At 43.4% G+C, this 20,361-nt stretch carries 19 protein-coding genes; 9 read left to right on the top strand and 10 right to left on the bottom strand.

Annotation, left to right across the window (positions count from 1 at the left end; genetic code table 11):
• Position 1 precedes the first annotated feature (1 nt).
• A complete protein-coding gene (locus tag GJV22_RS10480) occupies positions 2–1,063 on the bottom strand; it encodes an HlyD family secretion protein (RefSeq protein ID WP_163712689.1) in 1,062 nt (353 codons plus the stop codon).
• Positions 1,063–2,391, bottom strand: a complete 1,329-nt coding sequence (locus GJV22_RS10475; RefSeq protein WP_163712687.1) for a TolC family protein — start codon at positions 2,389–2,391, stop codon at positions 1,063–1,065. The genes GJV22_RS10480 and GJV22_RS10475 overlap by 1 nt, the downstream gene beginning before the upstream one ends.
• 105 nt (positions 2,392–2,496) lie before the next feature.
• On the opposite strand from GJV22_RS10475, the gene GJV22_RS10470 reads away from it, so the two are divergent.
• Positions 2,497–3,300: an AraC family transcriptional regulator gene (locus tag GJV22_RS10470; RefSeq protein ID WP_163712684.1), complete on the top strand. Its 804-nt coding sequence runs from the start codon at positions 2,497–2,499 to the stop codon at positions 3,298–3,300.
• Between the two features lie 126 nt (positions 3,301–3,426).
• Here GJV22_RS10470 and GJV22_RS10465 read toward each other — a convergent pair whose 3' ends face one another.
• Positions 3,427–4,365, bottom strand: coding sequence for a family 43 glycosylhydrolase (locus GJV22_RS10465; protein WP_163712681.1), 939 nt, complete (start codon positions 4,363–4,365; stop codon positions 3,427–3,429).
• Positions 4,366–4,613: 248 nt separating this feature from the next.
• Between GJV22_RS10465 and GJV22_RS10460 the strand changes: the two genes are divergently transcribed.
• A complete protein-coding gene (locus tag GJV22_RS10460; RefSeq protein WP_163712678.1) occupies positions 4,614–5,027 on the top strand; it encodes a hypothetical protein in 414 nt (137 codons plus the stop codon).
• A 72-nt stretch (positions 5,028–5,099) separates the two neighbouring features.
• Here GJV22_RS10460 and GJV22_RS10455 read toward each other — a convergent pair whose 3' ends face one another.
• The 7 genes from GJV22_RS10455 to GJV22_RS10425 form a co-directional block, all read right to left on the bottom strand.
• Positions 5,100–5,975 carry an alpha/beta hydrolase gene (locus GJV22_RS10455; RefSeq protein WP_163712675.1) on the bottom strand — a complete coding sequence of 292 codons (876 nt, stop codon included), beginning with the start codon at positions 5,973–5,975 and terminating at the stop codon, positions 5,100–5,102.
• A gap of 248 nt (positions 5,976–6,223) precedes the next feature.
• Positions 6,224–6,730: a YybH family protein gene (locus tag GJV22_RS10450; RefSeq protein WP_163712672.1), complete on the bottom strand. Its 507-nt coding sequence runs from the start codon at positions 6,728–6,730 to the stop codon at positions 6,224–6,226.
• 341 nt (positions 6,731–7,071) lie between these two features.
• Positions 7,072–7,590: a hypothetical protein gene (locus tag GJV22_RS10445; RefSeq protein WP_163712669.1), complete on the bottom strand. Its 519-nt coding sequence runs from the start codon at positions 7,588–7,590 to the stop codon at positions 7,072–7,074.
• Between the two features lie 56 nt (positions 7,591–7,646).
• The gene (locus tag GJV22_RS10440; protein ID WP_163712666.1) at positions 7,647–8,186 is read right to left on the bottom strand and encodes a hypothetical protein; all 540 of its coding nucleotides are present in this window, start codon (positions 8,184–8,186) and stop codon (positions 7,647–7,649) included.
• Between the two features lie 360 nt (positions 8,187–8,546).
• Positions 8,547–9,173, bottom strand: coding sequence for a hypothetical protein (locus GJV22_RS10435; protein ID WP_163712664.1), 627 nt, complete (start codon positions 9,171–9,173; stop codon positions 8,547–8,549).
• Between the two features lie 542 nt (positions 9,174–9,715).
• Positions 9,716–10,372, bottom strand: a complete 657-nt coding sequence (locus GJV22_RS10430) for a Crp/Fnr family transcriptional regulator (protein ID WP_163712661.1) — start codon at positions 10,370–10,372, stop codon at positions 9,716–9,718.
• A gap of 307 nt (positions 10,373–10,679) precedes the next feature.
• Positions 10,680–11,153 (bottom strand): transposase, encoded by a 474-nt coding sequence (locus GJV22_RS10425; protein ID WP_163712658.1) that lies wholly within the window; start codon positions 11,151–11,153, stop codon positions 10,680–10,682.
• Between the two features lie 426 nt (positions 11,154–11,579).
• Here GJV22_RS10425 and GJV22_RS10420 point away from each other — a divergent pair, with 426 nt between their 5' ends.
• The 7 genes from GJV22_RS10420 (at position 11,580) to GJV22_RS10390 (ending at position 20,337) form a co-directional block, all read left to right on the top strand.
• Positions 11,580–12,782 carry an ABC transporter substrate-binding protein gene (locus GJV22_RS10420; RefSeq protein ID WP_163712655.1) on the top strand — a complete coding sequence of 401 codons (1,203 nt, stop codon included), beginning with the start codon at positions 11,580–11,582 and terminating at the stop codon, positions 12,780–12,782.
• Positions 12,779–13,282: a tRNA (N6-threonylcarbamoyladenosine(37)-N6)-methyltransferase TrmO gene (gene tsaA, locus GJV22_RS10415; protein WP_163712652.1), complete on the top strand. Its 504-nt coding sequence runs from the start codon at positions 12,779–12,781 to the stop codon at positions 13,280–13,282. The genes GJV22_RS10420 and tsaA overlap by 4 nt, the downstream gene beginning before the upstream one ends.
• Before the next feature lie 9 nt (positions 13,283–13,291).
• Positions 13,292–13,987, top strand: coding sequence for a GTP-binding protein (locus GJV22_RS10410; RefSeq protein WP_205461833.1), 696 nt, complete (start codon positions 13,292–13,294; stop codon positions 13,985–13,987).
• The gene (locus GJV22_RS10405; protein ID WP_163712649.1) at positions 13,984–14,979 is read left to right on the top strand and encodes an ATP-binding cassette domain-containing protein; all 996 of its coding nucleotides are present in this window, start codon (positions 13,984–13,986) and stop codon (positions 14,977–14,979) included. Before GJV22_RS10410 ends, GJV22_RS10405 begins: the two co-directional genes overlap by 4 nt.
• A gap of 134 nt (positions 14,980–15,113) precedes the next feature.
• The gene (locus GJV22_RS10400; RefSeq protein WP_163712646.1) at positions 15,114–15,701 is read left to right on the top strand and encodes an RNA polymerase sigma factor; all 588 of its coding nucleotides are present in this window, start codon (positions 15,114–15,116) and stop codon (positions 15,699–15,701) included.
• Positions 15,702–15,770: 69 nt separating this feature from the next.
• Positions 15,771–16,787, top strand: a complete 1,017-nt coding sequence (locus GJV22_RS10395; RefSeq protein WP_163712642.1) for a FecR family protein — start codon at positions 15,771–15,773, stop codon at positions 16,785–16,787.
• Between the two features lie 112 nt (positions 16,788–16,899).
• Positions 16,900–20,337 carry a TonB-dependent receptor gene (locus tag GJV22_RS10390; protein ID WP_163712639.1) on the top strand — a complete coding sequence of 1,146 codons (3,438 nt, stop codon included), beginning with the start codon at positions 16,900–16,902 and terminating at the stop codon, positions 20,335–20,337.
• Positions 20,338–20,361: the final 24 nt, after the last annotated feature.

Raw genomic sequence — 20,361 nt, 5'->3', positions numbered from 1 at the left:
CTTATTCCTTTATAACGGAAACTTCCGCATTCATCCCGGCCTTTAGTTTGCTCAGCACCGGGTTACTCCCTGTAAATTGAATCTTCACCGGGAAGCGCTGGGTAACCTTCACAAAATTGCCGGTGGCATTGTCTGACGGTAACAGGCTAAACTGCGATCCGGTAGCCGGCGAGAACGATTCAATAGTTCCCTGAAAAGACTCACCCGGATAAGCATCTATGGTTATCAGAGCTTGTTGTCCTTCATGAATCGCCGCAATCTGTGTTTCCTGAAAATTGGCAACCACCCATAACCCTTGTTGTTTGTCGACCATGTAGCCGATCGTTTGCCCGGTCTGAATGTATTGCCCCACCTGCAGTTTCTTTGTTCCCATAAAACCATCTGACGGAGCGGAAATAACGGTGTATTGAAGATCGAGCTTCACGCGTTCCAGCTGGGCTTTCTTTTGTTCCAGGTTCGCTTTGGCCACTGCTATTCTTGCTTCGGCATCAGTTATCTGATCCTGCGAATTAAGATAGGTGTTCTTCACCGTTTGATAGTTCGATTTGGCGATCTCCAGTTGGGTTTTTACCGCTTCGAACTGTTGCAGGGTAACTGCTTCGCCTTTCAGCAATTCCTGGTAACGCTCAAAATCTTTTTGCTGTTTCCATAATTGCGCTTCAGCAGCACTAATTTGTGCCTGGTGGATGTTGGCACCACTCGAAGCCACATGAATATTAGACTGCAAAACCTGTAGCTGAGCTTCGGCCGAGGCAATCTCCGCTTTCACTTCCTGCAAGCGCACCAGGGCTTCATTTTTATCGAGAACAACCAAGGTATCACCCTTCGAAATTTGTTGATGGTCCTGAAACCTGATTTCCTGCACAAAGCCTTTGGTACGGCTCAATATCGGGTTAATGTATTCCATAACCTGGGCATCATTGGTTTCTTCGTATTGGGAAAAACGAAACAGCTTTAACGCTCCCCAGACCAGCAAGGCGGCAAGAATGACCAAGGCCACCGCATAGGATATTTTTAAAACCACATGATCTACTTTTCGGTATTTTTCTAACTTATCGCTCATTATAATTGACCTGTAATTTTTTGTAACTGATAGAAGTGTAGGCGTGCTGAAATGTAGTTGTTAACCAAATCGAACTGCGCTCGCAACAGTTCAGTATCTGCTTCCAGTAAATCGGTTAACAAAGACAGCTTGTTGAAATAGGTTTGATGGACGATCCGGTAGTTTTCTTCGGCCTGCTGAATATTAATCTTACTCACGTCAATATTATCCTGGTCCTCCCGGAAGTGCAGGTAAGCCGTTTTAATTTTGCTTCGCAGGCTTTCTTCGGTATTTGCTTTGGCCACCTGTTGTTGTTGCACCTGCAGACTGGCAGCAGCGTGTTTGTGTTTGTGAGTATAAAGCGACGAGAGATCATACGAAATCTTAATTCCGGCAACTCCAAGCAGGTAGGGCGAATTCGAATAGGGGTACAGCATAATCTGCGGATAGGAATAGCTGTACTCACCAAACAAACCAATTCTTGGTCGCTTTTCCGCCTTCACTTCCTGCTCATTAAGCTCGCTTAAGCTAATTTGCGTTTCAGCCATTTTCTCAAAAGGCGACTGTTCCATAGCCAAGGCCACATAATCGGCATATTGACGTTCCGAATCAAGCGTTGTAAAGGATATGCTATCGGCAAGCCTAAGCGGATGATTATCCTCAAAGCCTAAAATCTGATTCAGCTTTTGACTCGCAATACCGACATTGTTCAGCATCTTTTGCCGGTTTATCTTTTGTTGCGACAGCTGCAACTGTGCCCGAAGCAGGTCGCTTTTCAGCACCACGCCGTTTTGATAAAGCTGCGTAATTTGTGACAGGCGTTGCTCGTTGCGGGCAATGTTGTGCTCAATAATTTCACCGAATTCTTTTGAACGCAAGATGTCCAGGTAATACTGAGCCACTTCGTAATGAATCTCCGATTGCGTGGCCTGTGCAATATGTTCCGACAGGTCGGCTTGCGACCGGGCCTTTTCAATAGCCAGTTTTGTTTTGTGCCCGTTGTACAGGTTGAAGTAAGCTTCCATTCCTACATCGTAGGTCGAATGGTCCTCGATTGGAATGTACTCCGGTTCATTCAAAATACCATCCACAAAAACAGGGATGTTGGCTAATTTCCCATAACTGGCACTCGCCTCCACGCGGGGAAGCCTTTGTTGTTGGGCGTCCTGTATATGCTCGTTGTTGATTTGTTGATCCAGTCGTTTCGAGCGCAACTCCAGGCTATAGTCGTCGGCTCTTTGCCAGGCATCCTCTAAGCTCAAAGGCAAACTGTCAGCTTTCATTTCTTGTGCCAGGCATGGTGTTAGCAAGCTTAAACTGACCGTCAAAAGCCCTAAAACTTTCCTCATATTCTTTCCCTCAGATAATTCGGGTGCAAATTTCTTATTAATTTTCGAGGCGTATTTCTTATAATTAGCCAATTGTTTTCGAATTTATGCCAAACTTTGAAGACTATGAAGCAACCGACAAGTATCATCGAGCAGATTAACCGGTATGACGAGTCCTTTTTTGTGATTAACTCGGAGATCGAACGCCAGTTCCCGATGCACACGCATAACAAACACCAGATGTACTATCTGGAAAATGGCATCGCGTTTTTCAATACGCCGGAGAACTCCTTTTTCCTGCCGGCTCACCATTTCCTTTGGATTCCTGCCGGATTAGAGCATAACATAAGCCCCCGGACATTGGTCAAAATGGTGCATAACGTTTATATCCCAAGTGCCTTAATCGGGTCAAATAAAAAGCTCGAAGAAAGAGCCGGCGTTTATCCGGTGACGAATTTGTTGGTTGAAATGATCAATTATATCAACGATTGGAACGGCGACATTACAAGCGACCAAACCGAAAAATACCAGTTCCTGATTACGTTGGCGAATGTGATTGTCGAAGCCGCGAAAGTACCGATCCCCATTGAACTGCCGACCACACAAAATGAAAACCTGAGAGTCATCTTGCGGCATATTCACCACCATATTGAACAGCCATTGAAGCTGGAGCAACTTGCGGAAGAATATGGCTACAGCACCCGATCGTTGTCGCGCTTGTTTCAGCAAAACATCAACACTTCTTTTCTGCAATACGTGAAACTATTGCGGATTATTAAAGCCATGGAGCTGTTGTTGCAGACCGATTTGTCGATCAGTGAGATTAGCTATCGCAGTGGCTACAACAGCCTGTCGTCCTTTAGTTTTGCTTTTCAAAAGGTTGTCCGTTCATCACCAGCCGAATTCCGAAAGAGAACCAGGCAGATTTAATAGTCTGCTGTGAGGGGTAATACCCTGCAGGAGGAGTGGCTGACGTGTCATGGGCCAGCAAACCGGTTCATTGCCGGATTTCTTCCTTTTCAGTAATTGGACAAGCTCCTTTCGTTCAGTTATTCGCTATTTCGTTGGAATGACCTCCTGAATGGTGCCATCTTCATTATAGTATAATTTGTCGAAGCAAATCGAGCGGCGGTAAGGATGAGGGCTTCCTTCATGTCCCCACCCAAATTTTTCTTCAAGCTCGGGGTGATTCCTGTAATAGAGGTCGGAGTTATGATAGAACAGGTACCATTGTCCTTTGTATTCGACAATGGAATGGTGGTTGGTGCCGCTATTCATCTTTCGCAGAATAACTCCCCGGTATTTAAAGGGCCCCAGTGGATTGTCGCTGGTGCAATATTTAATTTCACCACTCTCCGCAGCATAGGAGAGATAATACAAGCCTTTGTATTTATGCATCCAGATTGCTTCAAAAAAATCATCAGTCCCTTCCAGCAGGTATACTTTCCCGTCGTACGAAATCAGATCGTCATTGAGTTTTATGGCATTAACAACCAGTTGCCCCATATAAAGATAAGCTTGCCCGTCATCGTCGATAAAGACTGCCGGATCAATAAAGTCGCGGTTGCAAACCACCCCGGGCGAATTAATATCGATTAAGGGCGCGCCTAAGGGGTCTTTGAAATAACCATCAGGCCGGTCACTAACGGCAACCCCGATTTTACTTTTCTCGACCGGGTAATAGAAATAGTATTTCCCATTTCGTTCGATACAATCAGGAGCCCATGCGAATTCCTTTGCCCAGCTAATATCATTGAGTGAAAATACGACGCCATGATCGGTCCAGTCCTTCATATTGGTTGTCGAGAAAACATGCCAGTCCTGCATATAAAACTTCGTGGCTGTGTCTTCATCGTGCGACGGATAGACATACAGCATGTCGTTAAACACTCTTGCCGAAGGGTCTGCCGTGTACATATGCGTTATAAATGGATTCTGAGCCTGACAGACGTTTCCAACGATTAGCAGTAGAACGATTAATTTCAAATGTTTCATGGTGTCGTTGTCTTATGGTGAGCAATGGTTAGTTCTTGTTGCAGAGCGGTTTTACTGTTTAAAGATAGCAGAATTACAGATTCGCAGCATCAGTCGGGGAGCTTTAAAGTGGTGCGGAATATAAGTCTTTGACACAAGTTTAGTTAACCTTCGATGAGGAAACAAATTCCTCTCTGCAAACGTATCGGGGTTATTGATTATCACTAAAGCTTTTTTTAGTGGCAAAAACAAACCAAAAATTAACGATCGTGAAGAGAAGTTTCTGTTTGCTTACATGCTTCTTCATCTTGCTAAATCTTTATAGCCAGACCAGCAATGAACAGGACATAAACCGGGATTACTTTCTGGAGAAAAGTAAACGTTTGAATAAGACGGGGTGGATTCTGCTGGGCGTTGGTACACCGCTCGCTGCAGGGGGAATGGCCGCGATGAATAAAAACTTCGGGGATGAGGGAAGTGCAGCTGACTTTTATGCGCTTTTAATGGTGGCCGGTTTTGCGATGGATATTGCGAGTATCCCGGTCTTCATATCAGCAGGGAAGAACAAAAGGAGAGCCGCGACATTCACACTTGATTACCAAAATCTCTACCCTCCGGAGAATTGGTTGGTTGCTCGCCGAAATCAGCCAATACCGTCGGTCACATTGCGAATTCACTTTTGACAGGTAGCTCCTGTTGCTTCTGGTACAACATCGTTGGCATTCCAAATCCTTAGGGGCAGGAGAGGAATCCGGTTATTCCTGTCTAAATTGATCCACCCAATGGACAAAGGCTTTTTTCCAGTTCGAGACTTCCTGTTGTTCATCGTACGCCAGTCCAAAACCGTGGTGACCATCCGGATAAATCCATAATTCGGAATGAGGCACTTCCTTTGCGACCATCTTTAAATAGGGGATGACTTTATTCATTGGTAGTTTCTCGTCGTTTTGAGCGATGGCCATAAAGAACGGAGGAAGCTTTTCCGGGTTGTCGGCATTCCTGATCAGTTTGATGTTGTTCCCATGATAAATCAGTGCCACAAAGGCCGGGTTCCATTCATAGTCGCCTTCGTAATATTTATACGTAACACGCTCGGCTAACCAGCCACCGGCCGAAAAGCCCATCATACCAACCTTATTGACATCGAAGTCTAAACTGTCGGCCAGCGACTTCATCATTAACATACTCGTGCGAGCATCCTGGTACACCGCCCCTTTGTAGTCGTCAAAGTCGATGATCCAGTCGTCATCTTCGTCCCGCCAGTTGGTTCGGTATTTCACAACCATACAGGTGATTCCTTGTTGGCTGAGCCACAAGGCAATGTCGGTCCCTTCTTTATCCAACCACACATTGCGCAAGCCGCCACCTGGAAAAATAACGACGGCAAGGTGCCGGTTTAGTTCCTGATTCGCCGGAAAGAGCATATAGCCTGGTTCGGTAACGTACCGGTAAACGCGGTTTAAACCGGAGAGCGATTGGCTGGGGACACCCGAGTCGACAAATAGTTCCGGCTCCGGATAGCTGACCGGATTGTCGGCAATACCATTGGGATACAAGGGGTGTTCGGGGGGAAGTTGGGCCAGCAGTTCGATTGAAAACAGCAGGCAGCAGAGTAGCGTTAGTTGTTTCATAAGCTGTAATTTAGTTCGTCGAGTCAGCTGTCTAAATTACAAATTGTTTTGGTTTGCCCAATCTGTATTCAATCTGTGAATCAAGGATTAAGCGAAATATAGAACCGTTCTGCTTAAGCAGGATTACAAAGCTGCGCCAGCTAAGATTACTAATCCAATGTTAACACGGGGCGGATTTCAAATCCTGACGAGCGGAGGCGGTCTTACTGTTATAAGATAATAGAATTAGCATCGGTGGACATGTGCCTTTATTCAGTTGGTACGGGGTCATTACTACTCCACATGCCATAGGTTGAAATCCACTTGCCTTCCTCGTTTCGTTTTAATATTTCGGTGTATTTCCCGACCTCCACGATTGTATCATTCGCTGCCCCGGAAAAACGCAATGTAAATGTTCCAATCTCATAAGCTAAATCGCCATTGCTTTTTGCATCAATTGTTTTTACGGATGCATCAATAATACCCGCATCGATGGCACCTTGCCAATAGGCTTGTATGTTGGTACGCCCTGTAACGATAGGCTCGTTGGGAGGTAGTAGGGAAGCATTCTCGTCATAAAGATTAGCCGCTGCCAACGCATCTTTTGCCGTTAAGGCCTTTGCAAAATCTCTGTTCATTTGTCCGAGCTCTTCAACAGTTGCTGATTGGGGCAGTTCTGCGACTTTAGAATCTTTACTTTGCTGACTGCAACTCAATAGCGTAGATAAAACAAGTGCTGTAGCCAAAAGTGTTACGATTTTTGATGTTGTTTCCATTTTATCAGATTTAGTGACTTGCCTACTCTGGTTGGTTTTCGGCCACCCCATTTTTAATGCCATTTCGTTGTTCAGCATTACGCACAATGGATGGTCCAAGTTGCGGCACGGATTTCGAAGAGCCTCAGTGTGAGATAAAACGGGACCGCCGGGAGAGGAGCGGAGACAATGCACCGCACGCTTGCCGGACAGGATTTATAATCCGATCCTTTGTAACTCCGGATTTGTCATCCTGTTTAAACAGCCGGTCAGTATTGACATGTCCTGAAGAGCGGCTATTCTAAATCCGCAGCATCAGTTCTTTCTCTAGGTGAGGTATTATTTGTCTTACATTAAGTAGATCAAGCCTTCTTGAACGTATTGAGGATGTCGATAAGGTAATTGATTCTGATAGCGATTAGATTTTCTCCATATTCTTTATCGTTTTGATTCTCAACATCGCTTTCTATTATTATTCTAACGGTTATTGTTCCCTTATCCGTGAATGAGACATATTCAATTGTTTTCAAATCTGTTTTTTCTAAAAACTCATCTGATGAATTAAGCATTGAATGAGCCATCGTATTCCTTAGATTTTTAATAAAATCTAAGTTTTTTCCGATGTCTTTACCATTTCCATGAAAATCAAAGATATTTGCTTTTCTTAAAGAGTTAAAAAGTTTAATTTTTTGGTCAAATGTTAGTGTGTCTGAAAATAGATATTTGTCTATTGACTGTCTAGTCTTTTCAGTTGATAGAAGATTGATTAGTAACTCTGATATTATCGCCTCTATTGTTATTGTCCTGTCAATTATTGACGATCTTATATTGGAAGATATCGTCTCAAGCTTAATTAATTTCTCAGATAATAAATGATTCATTTATCTTTTCTTTTCAAATTGGTTTGTAACGGTCACTTGTAAGTTGTAACCCGTTTTTATTTTATTTGCTTTATCGGCTCGTCATTTTTATAAATAATGATCATTGTTGTGTCTTTTGAGAAAGGGTCAAAATCTATTTTTTCTCCATTTTTCATATTGTCTTTATATTCAGTCGTCGTTTCAAGACTCCAAAAGAACGGTCGTGTACGAATATTTGCACTATATTTTTTCCAAATACCCTCTTTCTCTCCGTTAAGATATTTCCCTTCTAGTTTGACAATCTTTGGTTTATAAATCTCTGATAAAGATGTTCGTGTTCTGATATTAGTATTTGAATTTAATACCGTTGTGTCAATCGGGTATTCTCTCCAAAAACCAATTTTTTCGTTTTGTCCATTGTATGAACCACTGTCTTTGAGCGTTGCCCAAGGAGTTAAATCAGCTTTGTAGTAATACGTTTTTGAGTATGGTATTTTGTATTTTCCAATTGTATCTACATGGTCTCCAAAATCCAAAACAATAAATGCACTATCAGCTTGACTGAACAAATTCTGGAAGGACAAAAGCAAGATTAATATTGTAAAAGTTAGTCTCATTTCAAATTAGTTACTAATTTATATGTGTAAAAAACCACACAATATTTTCTTATTTTGAGTTTATTGTACACCTTTTGTCCCTTTCATTAAAGGCATTTCCCAAATTACCAATAATATTTGATATTGATAACCCGAGTTGATAATTTGATAATAATCAGCATTAAATTAGAATGATTCTTGTTAAGCAGGACTCACCCTTTTATCCCGCTCTAAAGCGAGAGACCTGCCTGGCAGCAGACCGGGACGAGCATGTTGTTGGTTTTAGGGGGCTGAGTTAAAAACACGGAACTCGCGTTTACAGTAACAGATGGATAAAAAAAGAAAAAGTGCCTGCGTAGTAGCTGTTCGTTCGGGAACGGCTTAGAGAACGTAGCTGTTAACCGGATCACTCCATTTGCGGGAAGGGTTGGAGCCGGCATAAGCAGCGCGGAACACGTATTCCTTCCCCGGAGTGAGGTTATCAATTTGGATTATATGCCTGGTGTTTGTTGTTTCGCGCCAGATGCTTTCGGCAGTCAATGGAGCATCGGTGTATTGAAACAGGTAAGCACGGGCATTGTGTAATACATCACAAGAGAGTTTCAGAGAGCCGCGTCCGTCTCCGGCTTCGACTACCAAACCGGTAGCACGCGGTAGAGGGCCAATTGTTGAGCGGGGTTTAGTCAACTCGAAACCACTACTAAGAATAATGGTCCGGTCGCCGCCGCTGGTTTCATCAACATAGTCGGCCAGGGCTTTGAGGACAACAATCAGTGCGTCTTTTTTATCATTTTTAACGGATGTAGCCAATGTGCCGCGATCACGTGCCTGGTCCAATGCTGTATCATAAGCATCGAGCGCTGCTGTCAGCTCTTCGAGCGTTGGCACGGGGGTGACAAAATTGGGGTTGGCCGTCATCTTTTCCTTCACACTACCGGCAAAAACGCTTAAACCGGCATTGGTGAGTTTGTTGGATGAGAAATTCCTGGATACACTATAAGCTGTCATTATTTTTAAGCTTTGTATCTTTAAGGGCGAATTTCAGGCACTTTTCCTGCTGTTCGATTAAGCTGCGGGCGAATAAAAACGGTAACCTATCAGGGGCTAACTCATTTACACACTTTTTTGGACACTCTCTATCTGGTCTCAATACTCACGAGTTAGTTGACTTAACTCGCGGGTAATGTGCGATTACTCGCGAGTAATTTGATTTGATTGGCAAGTTAAGCGACAATACTCGCGAGTAATTTCATTTAACTCGCGAGTATTGTGACATTACTCGCGGGTAATTTGACTTAACTCGCGAGTAATTTGAGTTAACTCGCGAGTTATGCGACAATACTCACCAAAATTTGCCTGATTTTTGTGTTTTTATCGACCGAGGCGGTGATGAACAGTTATTTTTTATCATCAATCTGTCAAAGAACGAATGCCATTCATTTCGAATTGGTTACAGCAAGTTCCGAAAAGAAAGCATGCGAAAAATCGTTCATTTGATTGAAAAACAGGCTGGTTTAATGGTATATGGTTAAATACGGGGGCGAAGCTCCTTACTCCCCATCTTCGTCCTCACTCATCAGGCGGTACAAGGTGGCATCAGACACCTTTAGATAAGAGGCCAGGTATCTCAGCTTGATTAGCAGGAAGTACTGCGGAAAATGATCTTTCAGGTACAGGTAATGTTCTTTGGGGGTAAGCGATTTCATGCACAGCAGTAATTCGTTTTGCCATTCGTTGTAACAGCAACTAAACTGCTCAATAATTTCGCGGGCCGGTTGGTATGTATTCAAACAGTACAGCACGTCGCTGTAATGGATCGACCAGTAGCTCAGTTTGGTCAGCGCTTTAATCTGCACCCTGCTCCGCCGGTTTATTTTATAGGCATTCAGGTTACTCACGAACTGTCCGGGAAAATAGAACTCGCGGATAACGTTTCCCTGGCTGGTTGGAATCTCGGAACAGGCAATCCCTTTTTCGATTAACCAAAGGTGCGACCAGGGCTTATCGATCTTTTGCAGGCATGTCTGCCGTTTACACCGGTGAAAGTTAAAGAGTTGTTGCAGTTCGTGTTTAGCCAGTATCTCCAGCTCGCTAAAGCGGGGAAGCAATAGCGGCAAGTATTCGCTCATAAATGTTTTCGGGATCGTTGGATCGCGATGACACCTGTTAAGCAGCTCAGTTAAGTCCAAACGAGGTTGCTTTTTCATTTTTTATCACCAGTGAAGTTCAACAGTTACTTCAGCTGATAGCGGAGTCACAGCTCTCCCCTCAATCCAACCGCAGGTCCTTCCAACTACCAATTGTATTTATCGAATTGCTAATAATTTTTTTTAACGTAAAATAGAACGATAAGTTACCTCCGGTGTTTTGTTTGGTCGGTGGAGGAGCGGGAAAGATTGCTCACAGTTGTCCTGTGTTGATGTTATGCGCCCTTGGTACGGAAGACAGCGGTGCGTGCAAATCCTGGTTTAGTGGGAAGCAGTCCTTGTTGGCTAAACAAAAAAAGTAAGATTGCTATTCAGCCTGATCCCAAAAATCAAACAGGTAACGCTCATCATAATTGATTTCAAACTTTTCGAGAATGCAGATGTATTCTTCCCGAAAGCTTTTCGTGCGGTGATGAATATGTTGGTTTAAAATGTAGTAATAAATCGGAACAACGTTCGAATGGCTGTATGAAAAGGCTCCATAACCCGCTTGCCAGTAAAACTGATCCGGGCAAAGCTTGGCCTCATTGATAAAAAGGGCCGAATTTTGTTTGAGATCAAGAACAGTCTCCGAAATGGATTTATTGGGATTCAAACCAAAGAACAGGTGAACGTGATTGGACGTCCCGTTAACAATAATCGACTTGTGTCCCATTTGTGTAATCGTTGCATCCAGGTACATGAATATATGTTTGCGGATGGCGGGGGTTATGGATGCATTTTGATTACCCACAGCAAAAATGATGTGAATATACAATTGCGAATAAGATGCAGGTTTCATCGTCAGTTGGTTTATGGGCTAAGGAGTTAATCGATTAATAAGTTACGGATTTTTAGCCGTTTTTCCATGTAAAAAAGGTGGTTTTATTCAGAATGAAGAGTCGTGTTTAAGCGATTGTGAACGGGCTTGAACAATTGTAAGAAGTCCTTCCGTCATCGTCGAAATGAATAGCATGGCTATCGAATTCAGAAACCGACATTTCAGTTGATTCGATCTTTCGAAATCCTACCAAAATGTATGATTTTGAAAACTGAGGAATTGTAATCGATTGATCATCAGATAGCCTTTTGCAAGGATGCGTTTTTGGTGCGTTATCTGTTGGGTGAATAACAAGATTTGACATTGACACCGACTGAAAAACAAAATCAGGAAGGAAATTTAGTTTCCTTATTCGTCCTTATATTTGAATATAAAATACCAATAGATATGCCGATCACCCAAAACGATACCATTCAAACAATTGCAGATCAGTATCCCGATTTAATTCCTCAATTTGAAAAAAGTGGGTTTGCCAGTTACTTCAAGCCCGAAAGCCTGAAGAAGATAGGCCGGTTTACCCGACTGGGGACATTGTTGCGTTCTGCAAACATCGATGTTGAGGCTTTCCTGGGCATGCTGAACGAACAGTTAAGCCAGGGCGCAGCGGTTTCGACTGAAGAGAAGGCCATTCATGAGTTACACTTTATGGCCATGTTGCCTTGCGGACTGCGCAATCCGTTTAAAGATTTTTTGGAAAGCCATATTTTGGATCATCCCGAAGCGTATGCCGGTTTGGATTACCTGACGGAAGGGAATGTGAATCACGAGCTGTCGTATTACCCGATGTTGGATCATGTTTCGTCGGCCGATGAGTTGCCGGAGATTATGCTGGCTTCCGATGTCAATAACTTCTTTCACCGTCCGTTTCAGGAGCGCTTTGTGGGGAAAGGCATTTTCGAAACCTTTACACCCTACACGCCCAACCCGTATTTGGAGAAGTCGGGTTTTGCCGATCCGTCGGGCAACTACACCATGCTGACGGCAAATATGTTGGTGATGGCCGTTGATACTGAACGTTTGGGTAACACGCCAATCCCTGAAGTGTGGTCCGATTTGTTGTCTGAAGCCTTTACCGATGAGATTATCATGCGGGGGGAGGACGATTTCTTCTGTAATGCGATCATGCTGCCTTTCTACAAGGAGCATGGTTTTTATGCCATCCGGCAAATGGCTCAAAATATCAGGACCGGTAAACACCCTGCAGAGATGGTGAAGCTCGCAGATAAGGGTGGGGACGATGCTGCGACGATTTATATTATGCCTTATTTCTTTGCAAAGAAAATAAAGAACCCGAACGTGAAATTGCTTTGGCCCACTGACGGTGCGATTGCCAGCCCTGTGTTTATGATGGTGCGGAAATCGGCCATGGAGAAACACTGCTCGTTGCTGAACTTCCTGTTGTCGAAGGAAACCGGTGAACTGCTGGTGAGTCGTTTTTTCCCGGCCATCCATCCCGATGTCAAAAACACCCTTCCCGAACCGGTGAAATGGCTGGGGTGGGACTTTCTGAATAATAACGATATTGGAAAACTCAAGGATGAAATCCGCGATGTATTTATGGAAGTCTGGAAACAAAAAGCAGTTGTATGAGTATAGCCGATTTACAGTCGATTTGTTTTCAGCCCATCGGATTGATTCACACGCCACATCATGACCTGGTGAATATGCCTATTCAACCTGTTGGTGCAAAAGGCATGGAAGGAATGATTAAGTTGAATCCCGAGCTGCAGGAAGGGCTGACCGATCTGGAAGCGTTCTCGCATATTACCCTCATCTACCACCTGCACGAAATAAAGGGACATGAGCTGATGGTAAAACCGTTTATGGACGATAAGAAGCACGGTATATTTGCTACCCGTTCGCCCAAACGTCCAAATGCAATCGGTATCTCGACGGTTAAGTTAAGCCGCATCGAAGGAAACCGGATCTATTTTGAAGGAGCTGACATGTTGGACGGGACTCCTTTGTTGGACCTGAAACCTTTTTTCAGGCAAACCGATAACCGCCTCCATGCTGTTTCGGGTTGGTTGGATGAAAAGGATGATAAGATGGCTCACAGTCAACGTTCGGACGATCGTTTTACGAAATAAAGAGAAGCTATGGATGGAATTCGCCTGATAACCTTTGCCGGACCGCCCTCGTCGGGAAAAACATCGGTCATTTTAAAAATGATTGAAAGTGTACCGGGGCTAAAAGAGCACTGCGGGGTTATTAAGTTCGACTGCATCAGTTCGCTCGATGAAGAACGTTATGCTTCGGTCGGTATTACAGCTCAAACCGGTATTGCCGGAAACCTTTGTCCCGATCATTATTTTGTGTCGAATATTGAAGCTTGCCTGGATTGGGCCCGGTCGAACCAACTAACTACCTTAATTGCCGAGAGTGCCGGTTTGTGTAACCGCTGTGCTCCGCATTTAAAAGAAATGATGGCCATTTGTGTGCTCGACAACCTGAGTGGAATCAATACACCGCAAAAGACAGGGCCAATGCTCAAATTAGCCGATGTCGTGATTGTCACTAAAAGCGATCTGGTTTCGCAAGCCGAGCGGGAAGTGTTCCGCTTTAAAATCCAACAGGTGAATCCCAAAGCGACGGTCTTGTTTATCAATGGAATTACAGGGCAGGGCGCTGATAAACTGGCTCGGATGATTGGTTTAGCCCAATCGGTTGCCAATGCTGAAACACTTAAACTTCGTTTTTCAATGCCTGCTGCCTTGTGTTCGTATTGTTTGGGTGAAACCCGTGTCGGAGAAGATTTTCAGGTGGGCCTGAACCGCAAAATTAAACTGTCATGATCGCTACTGAAAACATCATACAACAACCCTTAAGCGAATTGGTGAAGGATTGCCCGCCAGTGCTTGATTTTCTGTCGGCCTATCGTTTAGAGGTCGCCAATGAAAGTTTTGCAGCACTGGCTGCCAGCTTGTCGGCTGAATTTTGGAACGAGTTTGAAACCAATGCCGATGAACTAGCCGGTCAGTTTGTCGACTTTGTTGAGGGGATGCAGGATGCGGCCTCTGTTCAGCAAATTCATTCACTGGAAGTGATCGGTGGACAAAATAAACTGGGCGAACCTGAAGCTTGTAACCTCCTGATTAAACCCGGAGAGATTACCTGTATTGTCGGTCCAACCGGATCGGGGAAAAGCCGTTTGTTAGCCGACATTGAATGGTTAGCCGATTTTGACACTCCAACCAAACGGCGGGTGTTGCTGAATGGCGAACTGCCCGACGAAAACCTGAAGAGTAGTTTCGGAGGAAAGCTCATCGCGCAGATTACGCAGAATATGAACTTTGTGCTCGACATGGATGTGCAAAGTTTTTTGTTGTTGCATGCTCAAAGCCGTTTCCTGGCCAATGCCGATGAAAAAGTGGCCGAAGTTATTGACTTAGCCAACCAGCTTTCCGGAGAAACCTTCGACCCGACTACACCGGTGACCTTTTTAAGTGGTGGCCAATCGCGTGCTTTAATGATTGCCGATGTGGCCTGTATTGGTCAAGCGCCCATTGTATTGATTGACGAAATTGAAAATGCCGGGGTCGATAAACGTAAAGCATTGGAAGTGTTGGTAAGCCAGGAAAAGATCGTTCTGATGGCCACACACGATCCTTTACTCATCTTACAGGCCGACCGCCGTGTCGTCATTAAAAATGGAGGCATGCACAAGATTATTCAAACCAACGAACACGAAAAAGCCTATTACGACGAGCTGTTCGAGATTGATCGGAAAATGCAGCAGGCCCGCAATTTTTTCCGTTTGGGGAACGAATACCACGGGGCGTTTTGAACTATTGATTGCATTCTGGGTATTTTCTGAAGCCTTTGTATTTTCTGAAAATTAGTTTAAGTTTGTGTATGTCTCAATGATCCATTGGGTTGTGATGACACATAGATACTCGCTAAACTGAACTAAACTTGGTTATGGAAGACACCATTATATGGGAGCGGTTTAAGCGTGGGAATGAACAAGCATTCTCTGGCATATACCATCAGTTTTTCCAAATACTCTATCAATATGGTTTCCGCTTCACTCAAAATCAAGAGCTGATCGAAGATACCGTTCAGGATCTTTTTGTTGATTTGTTTCGGAATCGCTTAACCATTGGTGCTACCGATAACATTAAGTTGTTTTTGCTAAAATCCTTTCGCCGAAAATTACTCCGGCACTTAAAAAAAGAAAGTCGATATACTGCGGAATCCGGTTCCGAAATCACTTTTGGTATTTATCTTTCTCCCGAGGATAATTTAATTATGAATGAAACCGAGCAGGTTAAATGGATTCGGTTTAATAAAGCCCTGGAACAGTTGAGTCCCCGACAGCGTGAAGCGATTTATCTCCGTTTTAAAAAAGAATTGGATTACGATGCCGTTGCCGAAATTCTGGGAATAAGTGTTGAGGCTTGCAGGAATTTGATTTACAGGGCTGTTAAGTCAATTCGGCAAATGCTGCAAGAAGAAATTTTATCGGCAAGTATGCTCTTTATCTACGGTATTTTAAAAAAACATTAATTTTTTTCATTTTTCGTGATGATGTTTTCTTTCCGGTTGCCTTATTTGTGTAAGTGACCCCGAAATAAAATGAAAAAATACGCTCAATATACAGCTGACGATTTTGTAATGGACGACGAGTTCAGAGCTTGGGCTTTGGGTAAATTGTCCAAAGAGTCTGCTGGCGAATGGGCGTTGTTTTTGGATCGCTATCCTAGAAAGAAAGCCGATATTGACCAGGCGATCTTTATATTGGAAGGCTTTGAGCACTTGGCAGAATCTTCCGCTTCGGAAGAGCAAATCAATCGAATGTGGGGCAACTTTAAAAAGCAAACGGCACCCCGACGGATTTTAGCCTATTCTGGTTTTCTGCGTTATGCCGCAGTCTTTATTATCGCCCTAATGATTGGCGCATGGGGCTATAAAACAGTTTTTTCAGTTATGTCGGAGGAAGTCGTTGCGACTAATGAGATTATTGTTCCTTATGGAGAACGGTCTGAGATCGTTCTTTACGACGGTACCAGGGTTTGGCTGAACTCGGGAACCCGATTCACATTTCCTACCTCGTTTTCAACGCACGAACGAAGAATTCTACTGGATGGTGAAGCTTTTTTTGACGTTGTTCGTAAAGACAACGAACAACCGTTTGTTGTCAGTACACCGGCGATGGACATCAAAGTATTGGGCACTCGGTTTAATGTTAATGCTTATAGTGAAGACCACAAAGTCACTACAACGTTGGAAGAAGGAAAAATCCTTGCGATTAACAATGCAACCCATGAGGATGCTGATCTACTCCCAGGCAATCAACTTTCATTGGATATTTCAAGTGGTGAAACAACTCAGCGGAAAGTTGTTACCGAATTATACACTTCCTGGAAAGAAAATCTGTTACGTTTTCAGGATGCCAGTTTCGAACAAGTTGTCAAGAAAATGGAACGCTGGTACGATGTTGACATTACAATAGAAAAGAACCTAAACGTCACCAAACTATATACTATGACCATTAAAACGGAAAGTTTACGTGAAATGTTGAATTTATTGTCTTATACAACACCAATGAACTATGAAATAGACGAAGACCAAGTATTTATCAGTCATCGTTGAAAAAAAAAAGGAAAGTGCTGGAACCACTTCCCTCTAATTTTTCACGCGGTGCATGAATTTGCGTAACAAACCCCCTTAACAGGGAAAATTGTAACACTAGAACTACAAACTTATGAAAAAAAAATTGTTTAGTACGGAGGAAGAATTATGTCTTCTTCAAAAATGGTTGCGTATTATGAAACTGACCACTATCCTGCTCTTAGTTACATGCATGCACTTAAGTGCAAGCGTTTATTCTCAGCAAACAAAGCTGAACCTAACCTTCAGAGACACAAAAGTCCGGGAAGTTTTGAAATCAATTGAAGATCGGACTGATTTCTTCTTTCTGTATACGAATGAAGATGTTGATGTAAACCGGAATGTCTCTGTAAGTCTGGAGAATGCCAATATTGAAGAAATCCTGAGTGAAGTTTTCGAAGGAACAGCCGTTTCGTATCGAATTGCTGACCGCCAGATTATTTTAATGAGAAACGGAGAAAATCCGTTTGCCAGCGAGCAACAGCAAGGAACTGTAACCGGAGTTGTGAAATCAGCTGGCGGAGAACTGATTCCCGGCGCGACCATTGTCGTAAAAGGAACCAGCAATGGTACAATAACCGATTTCGACGGTAAATATACCATCAGTAATGTTCCGGCAGAGGCGATCCTGCAAGTTTCTTTTGTAGGTATGAAAACGCAGGAAATACCGGTTGCCGGGAAAACTCAAATCAACGTTGTTTTGGAAGAAGAAACAATTGGTTTGGAAGAAGTTGTTGCCATCGGTTATGGTGTGCAAAAGAAGTCGGATGTAACCGGTGCTACGGTAAGTGTTAGCGCTGAAGAGTTAACCTCCCGGCCGGTGAAAAATGCTGTTGAGGCGATGCAGGGTAAAGCTGCAGGGATCGATATTTCTTCGAACGAACGTCCCGGTACAGTTGGAAGCATTTCCATTCGCGGTGTGCGTTCTTTAACTGCGTCTAACACGCCACTTTATGTCGTCGATGGTATTCCTTTGGTTTCCTCAACTTCAGATATACAGGGGGACGATAATAACCAATTTACATTTGGAGGAATTGACAACCTGAATCCAAACGACATTGAATCGATTGACATTTTAAAAGATGCATCGGCTACAGCCATTTATGGATCACGTGGTGCAAACGGTGTTGTTTTGATTACCACCAAAAAAGGGAAAGCCGGCAAGTTTACCTTGACTTTCGATTCTTCGGTTACGATGGAAAAGGTACACGAATACGCGCCTTTGTTCAGTGCTGGCGAGTATGTTGAATATCGTCGTTGGGCAAAACATTACGAACTGGCGTCTCCGGGCGTTTATCCGAGAGGTGATCAGCCTACACTGGAAAATGATGCCTTAATTTTTACCGGGGATGAAACCGCTTTCAGTAATATCGAAAAAGGCTGGGCCGGTGGCACTTGGGATCCATCAAAGTTAACAACAACAAATTGGACTGATTTTGTTACCCGTACCGGTATGACCACCACAAATACAATCAGCGCCAGTGGTGGTACTGAAAAGATGACAGCCTATGGATCCTTTGGATATACCGATAATACAGGTGTTGTAAAAGGACAAGGTTACCAGCGTTATAACGGAAGCGTTAGTATTGACGTTACCCCCACCGATTGGTTCTCAATGGGTGTTAAGCTGAATTCGTCTTACAGTATCCAGGAATTCGGTCAGTCTACTGCAGGTAACGTTGCGGTATCTGTTCGGGACGGGTTGTACGACCAGGCCTATAGTGTCTTCACTTATACATTGCCTTATGATTCTGAGGGCAACAAAATTGATTATCCCGGTGGTGATATTGCTGTAAAGACAATCATCGACGAAGATAAATATTCACAAGACCAACGGACTACCGTGCGTACTTTTGGTAGTTTTTATGGTATGGTGGATATCGGTAATATTCTGCCGGTATTGGAAGGCTTGAAATACCGCGTCAATTTTGGTCCGGATATGGAAAACTGGCGCAACGGTGTCTATATTGACGGAAATTCGGTCATCCGAAGCGGTTCTGCCTATGCTCTTTTACAAAAAAGACAGCGGTTGTCTTATACGCTCGACAACTTATTGTTATATAATAAAACGATTGGGGAACACGATTTTGGGGTGACTTTACTGCAGAGTCAAACAAAATTTAAATCAGAAAGCAATTTGATGGCTGCAGATAATATTCCGCTTGAAAGCCAAAAATGGAATGCGTTTGATGCTGTTAGTTCCCTTAAAAGTTGGGATTCCGGCATCACCAAATCATCATTGCTTTCTTACATGGCACGTTTAACCTATAGTTATAAGGGTAAATACCTGTTAACGGCATCAGGGCGTTACGATGGAGCCTCACAATTGGCAGAAGGCAACAAATGGTCATTCTTCCCCAGTGCTGCTTTGGGATGGCGTATGGACCAGGAAGACTTTATGGCTGATGTTGATTGGGTAAACCAGTTAAAATTACGTTTGGGTGTTGGGGCTACCGGTAATGCAGCTATTGACCCGTATTCTACAAAGGGTAGGCTGACTGCCATATTCTATCCATTTTCAAACGTTTCTACAGCCGGGCAATATACTGATCCAACCTTCGCCAATAAAGATTTGGGATGGGAAAAAACCACGCAATACAACGTCGGACTTGATTTTTCAGTAGTGAAGTCAAGAATCTCCGGTAGTTTAGATTTTTACACTTCTCACACGACCGATCTGTTATTGCAAAAATCAATCCCTACTGTTACAGGTTATTCTGATACCTATGCTAACATTGGGGAAACCAAATCCAGCGGTCTCGATTTAACATTAACCACCGTCAATGTTTCCGTCAATGATTTTGAATGGACAACCACGTTTAACGCTTCTTACCAAAACAACGAAATTGTTTCGCTGGCAAACGGTAAAGAAGACGACATCAACAATGAGTGGTTTATCGGTGAATCTCAAGACATCATTTATGACTATGCGGCTGCCGGAATCTGGCAGGAATCGGATGCTGCTGAAATGGCAAAATTCAATGACAACGGGCATACATTTACAGCAGGTAATGTCCGTCCGGTAGACCAGAACGGTGACTATAAGATAGATGCGAATAACGACCGTGTCATCATCGGTAGTGAGATTCCGAAATATATTTTGGGTTTAACCAATACGTTTACCTATAAGGGCTTAGAGTTATCAGTCTTCATGTACGGACGTTTCGGATATACTTATGACGCCGAAGGTGAAGGAGAGGTTGGACGCTATCAACAAAGAAAGATTAACTACTGGACTCCGAATAACACCAACTCCGATTATCAAAAACCAATCTATTCTGCCGGCTTTGGTGACCAGTATTATGGATCGTTGGGCTTTGAAAATGGTTCTTTCTTAAAGATCCGAAATATTTCTTTAGGTTATAATTTACCTAATATGATTACCGGTAAACTGGGCGTTTCCAAGCTACGGGTCTATGTTCAGGCATTAAATCCTGGTTATGTTTTCAAAAAAGTGTCTTTCAGGGATATGGATACGAAAGAACACTATGCGAACAGAGGTTTTGTAATGGGTGTTAATCTACAATTTTAAGACATGTTAAATTCAAAAAGAATG

Origin of the sequence: Mangrovibacterium lignilyticum (assembly GCF_010882175.1) — a bacterium.
Taxonomy (GTDB): Bacteria; Bacteroidota; Bacteroidia; order Bacteroidales; family Prolixibacteraceae; genus Mangrovibacterium; species Mangrovibacterium lignilyticum.
The sequence above is the reverse complement of the archived record's forward strand: the minus strand, read 5'-3'. Positions and strand labels throughout refer to the sequence as shown.

Coding starts and splice junctions, on each gene's coding strand:
- GJV22_RS10480 (WP_163712689.1), bottom strand. CDS start 1,063: ATGAGCGATAAGTTAGAAAAATACCGAAAAGTAGATCATGTGGTTTTA.
- GJV22_RS10475 (WP_163712687.1), bottom strand. CDS start 2,391: ATGAGGAAAGTTTTAGGGCTTTTGACGGTCAGTTTAAGCTTGCTAACA.
- GJV22_RS10470 (WP_163712684.1), top strand. CDS start 2,497: ATGAAGCAACCGACAAGTATCATCGAGCAGATTAACCGGTATGACGAG.
- GJV22_RS10465 (WP_163712681.1), bottom strand. CDS start 4,365: ATGAAACATTTGAAATTAATCGTTCTACTGCTAATCGTTGGAAACGTC.
- GJV22_RS10455 (WP_163712675.1), bottom strand. CDS start 5,975: ATGAAACAACTAACGCTACTCTGCTGCCTGCTGTTTTCAATCGAACTG.
- GJV22_RS10450 (WP_163712672.1), bottom strand. CDS start 6,730: ATGGAAACAACATCAAAAATCGTAACACTTTTGGCTACAGCACTTGTT.
- GJV22_RS10445 (WP_163712669.1), bottom strand. CDS start 7,590: ATGAATCATTTATTATCTGAGAAATTAATTAAGCTTGAGACGATATCT.
- GJV22_RS10440 (WP_163712666.1), bottom strand. CDS start 8,186: ATGAGACTAACTTTTACAATATTAATCTTGCTTTTGTCCTTCCAGAAT.
- GJV22_RS10435 (WP_163712664.1), bottom strand. CDS start 9,173: ATGACAGCTTATAGTGTATCCAGGAATTTCTCATCCAACAAACTCACC.
- GJV22_RS10430 (WP_163712661.1), bottom strand. CDS start 10,372: ATGAAAAAGCAACCTCGTTTGGACTTAACTGAGCTGCTTAACAGGTGT.
- GJV22_RS10425 (WP_163712658.1), bottom strand. CDS start 11,153: ATGAAACCTGCATCTTATTCGCAATTGTATATTCACATCATTTTTGCT.
- GJV22_RS10420 (WP_163712655.1), top strand. CDS start 11,580: ATGCCGATCACCCAAAACGATACCATTCAAACAATTGCAGATCAGTAT.
- tsaA (WP_163712652.1), top strand. CDS start 12,779: ATGAGTATAGCCGATTTACAGTCGATTTGTTTTCAGCCCATCGGATTG.
- GJV22_RS10410 (WP_205461833.1), top strand. CDS start 13,292: ATGGATGGAATTCGCCTGATAACCTTTGCCGGACCGCCCTCGTCGGGA.
- GJV22_RS10405 (WP_163712649.1), top strand. CDS start 13,984: ATGATCGCTACTGAAAACATCATACAACAACCCTTAAGCGAATTGGTG.
- GJV22_RS10400 (WP_163712646.1), top strand. CDS start 15,114: ATGGAAGACACCATTATATGGGAGCGGTTTAAGCGTGGGAATGAACAA.
- GJV22_RS10395 (WP_163712642.1), top strand. CDS start 15,771: ATGAAAAAATACGCTCAATATACAGCTGACGATTTTGTAATGGACGAC.
- GJV22_RS10390 (WP_163712639.1), top strand. CDS start 16,900: ATGAAAAAAAAATTGTTTAGTACGGAGGAAGAATTATGTCTTCTTCAA.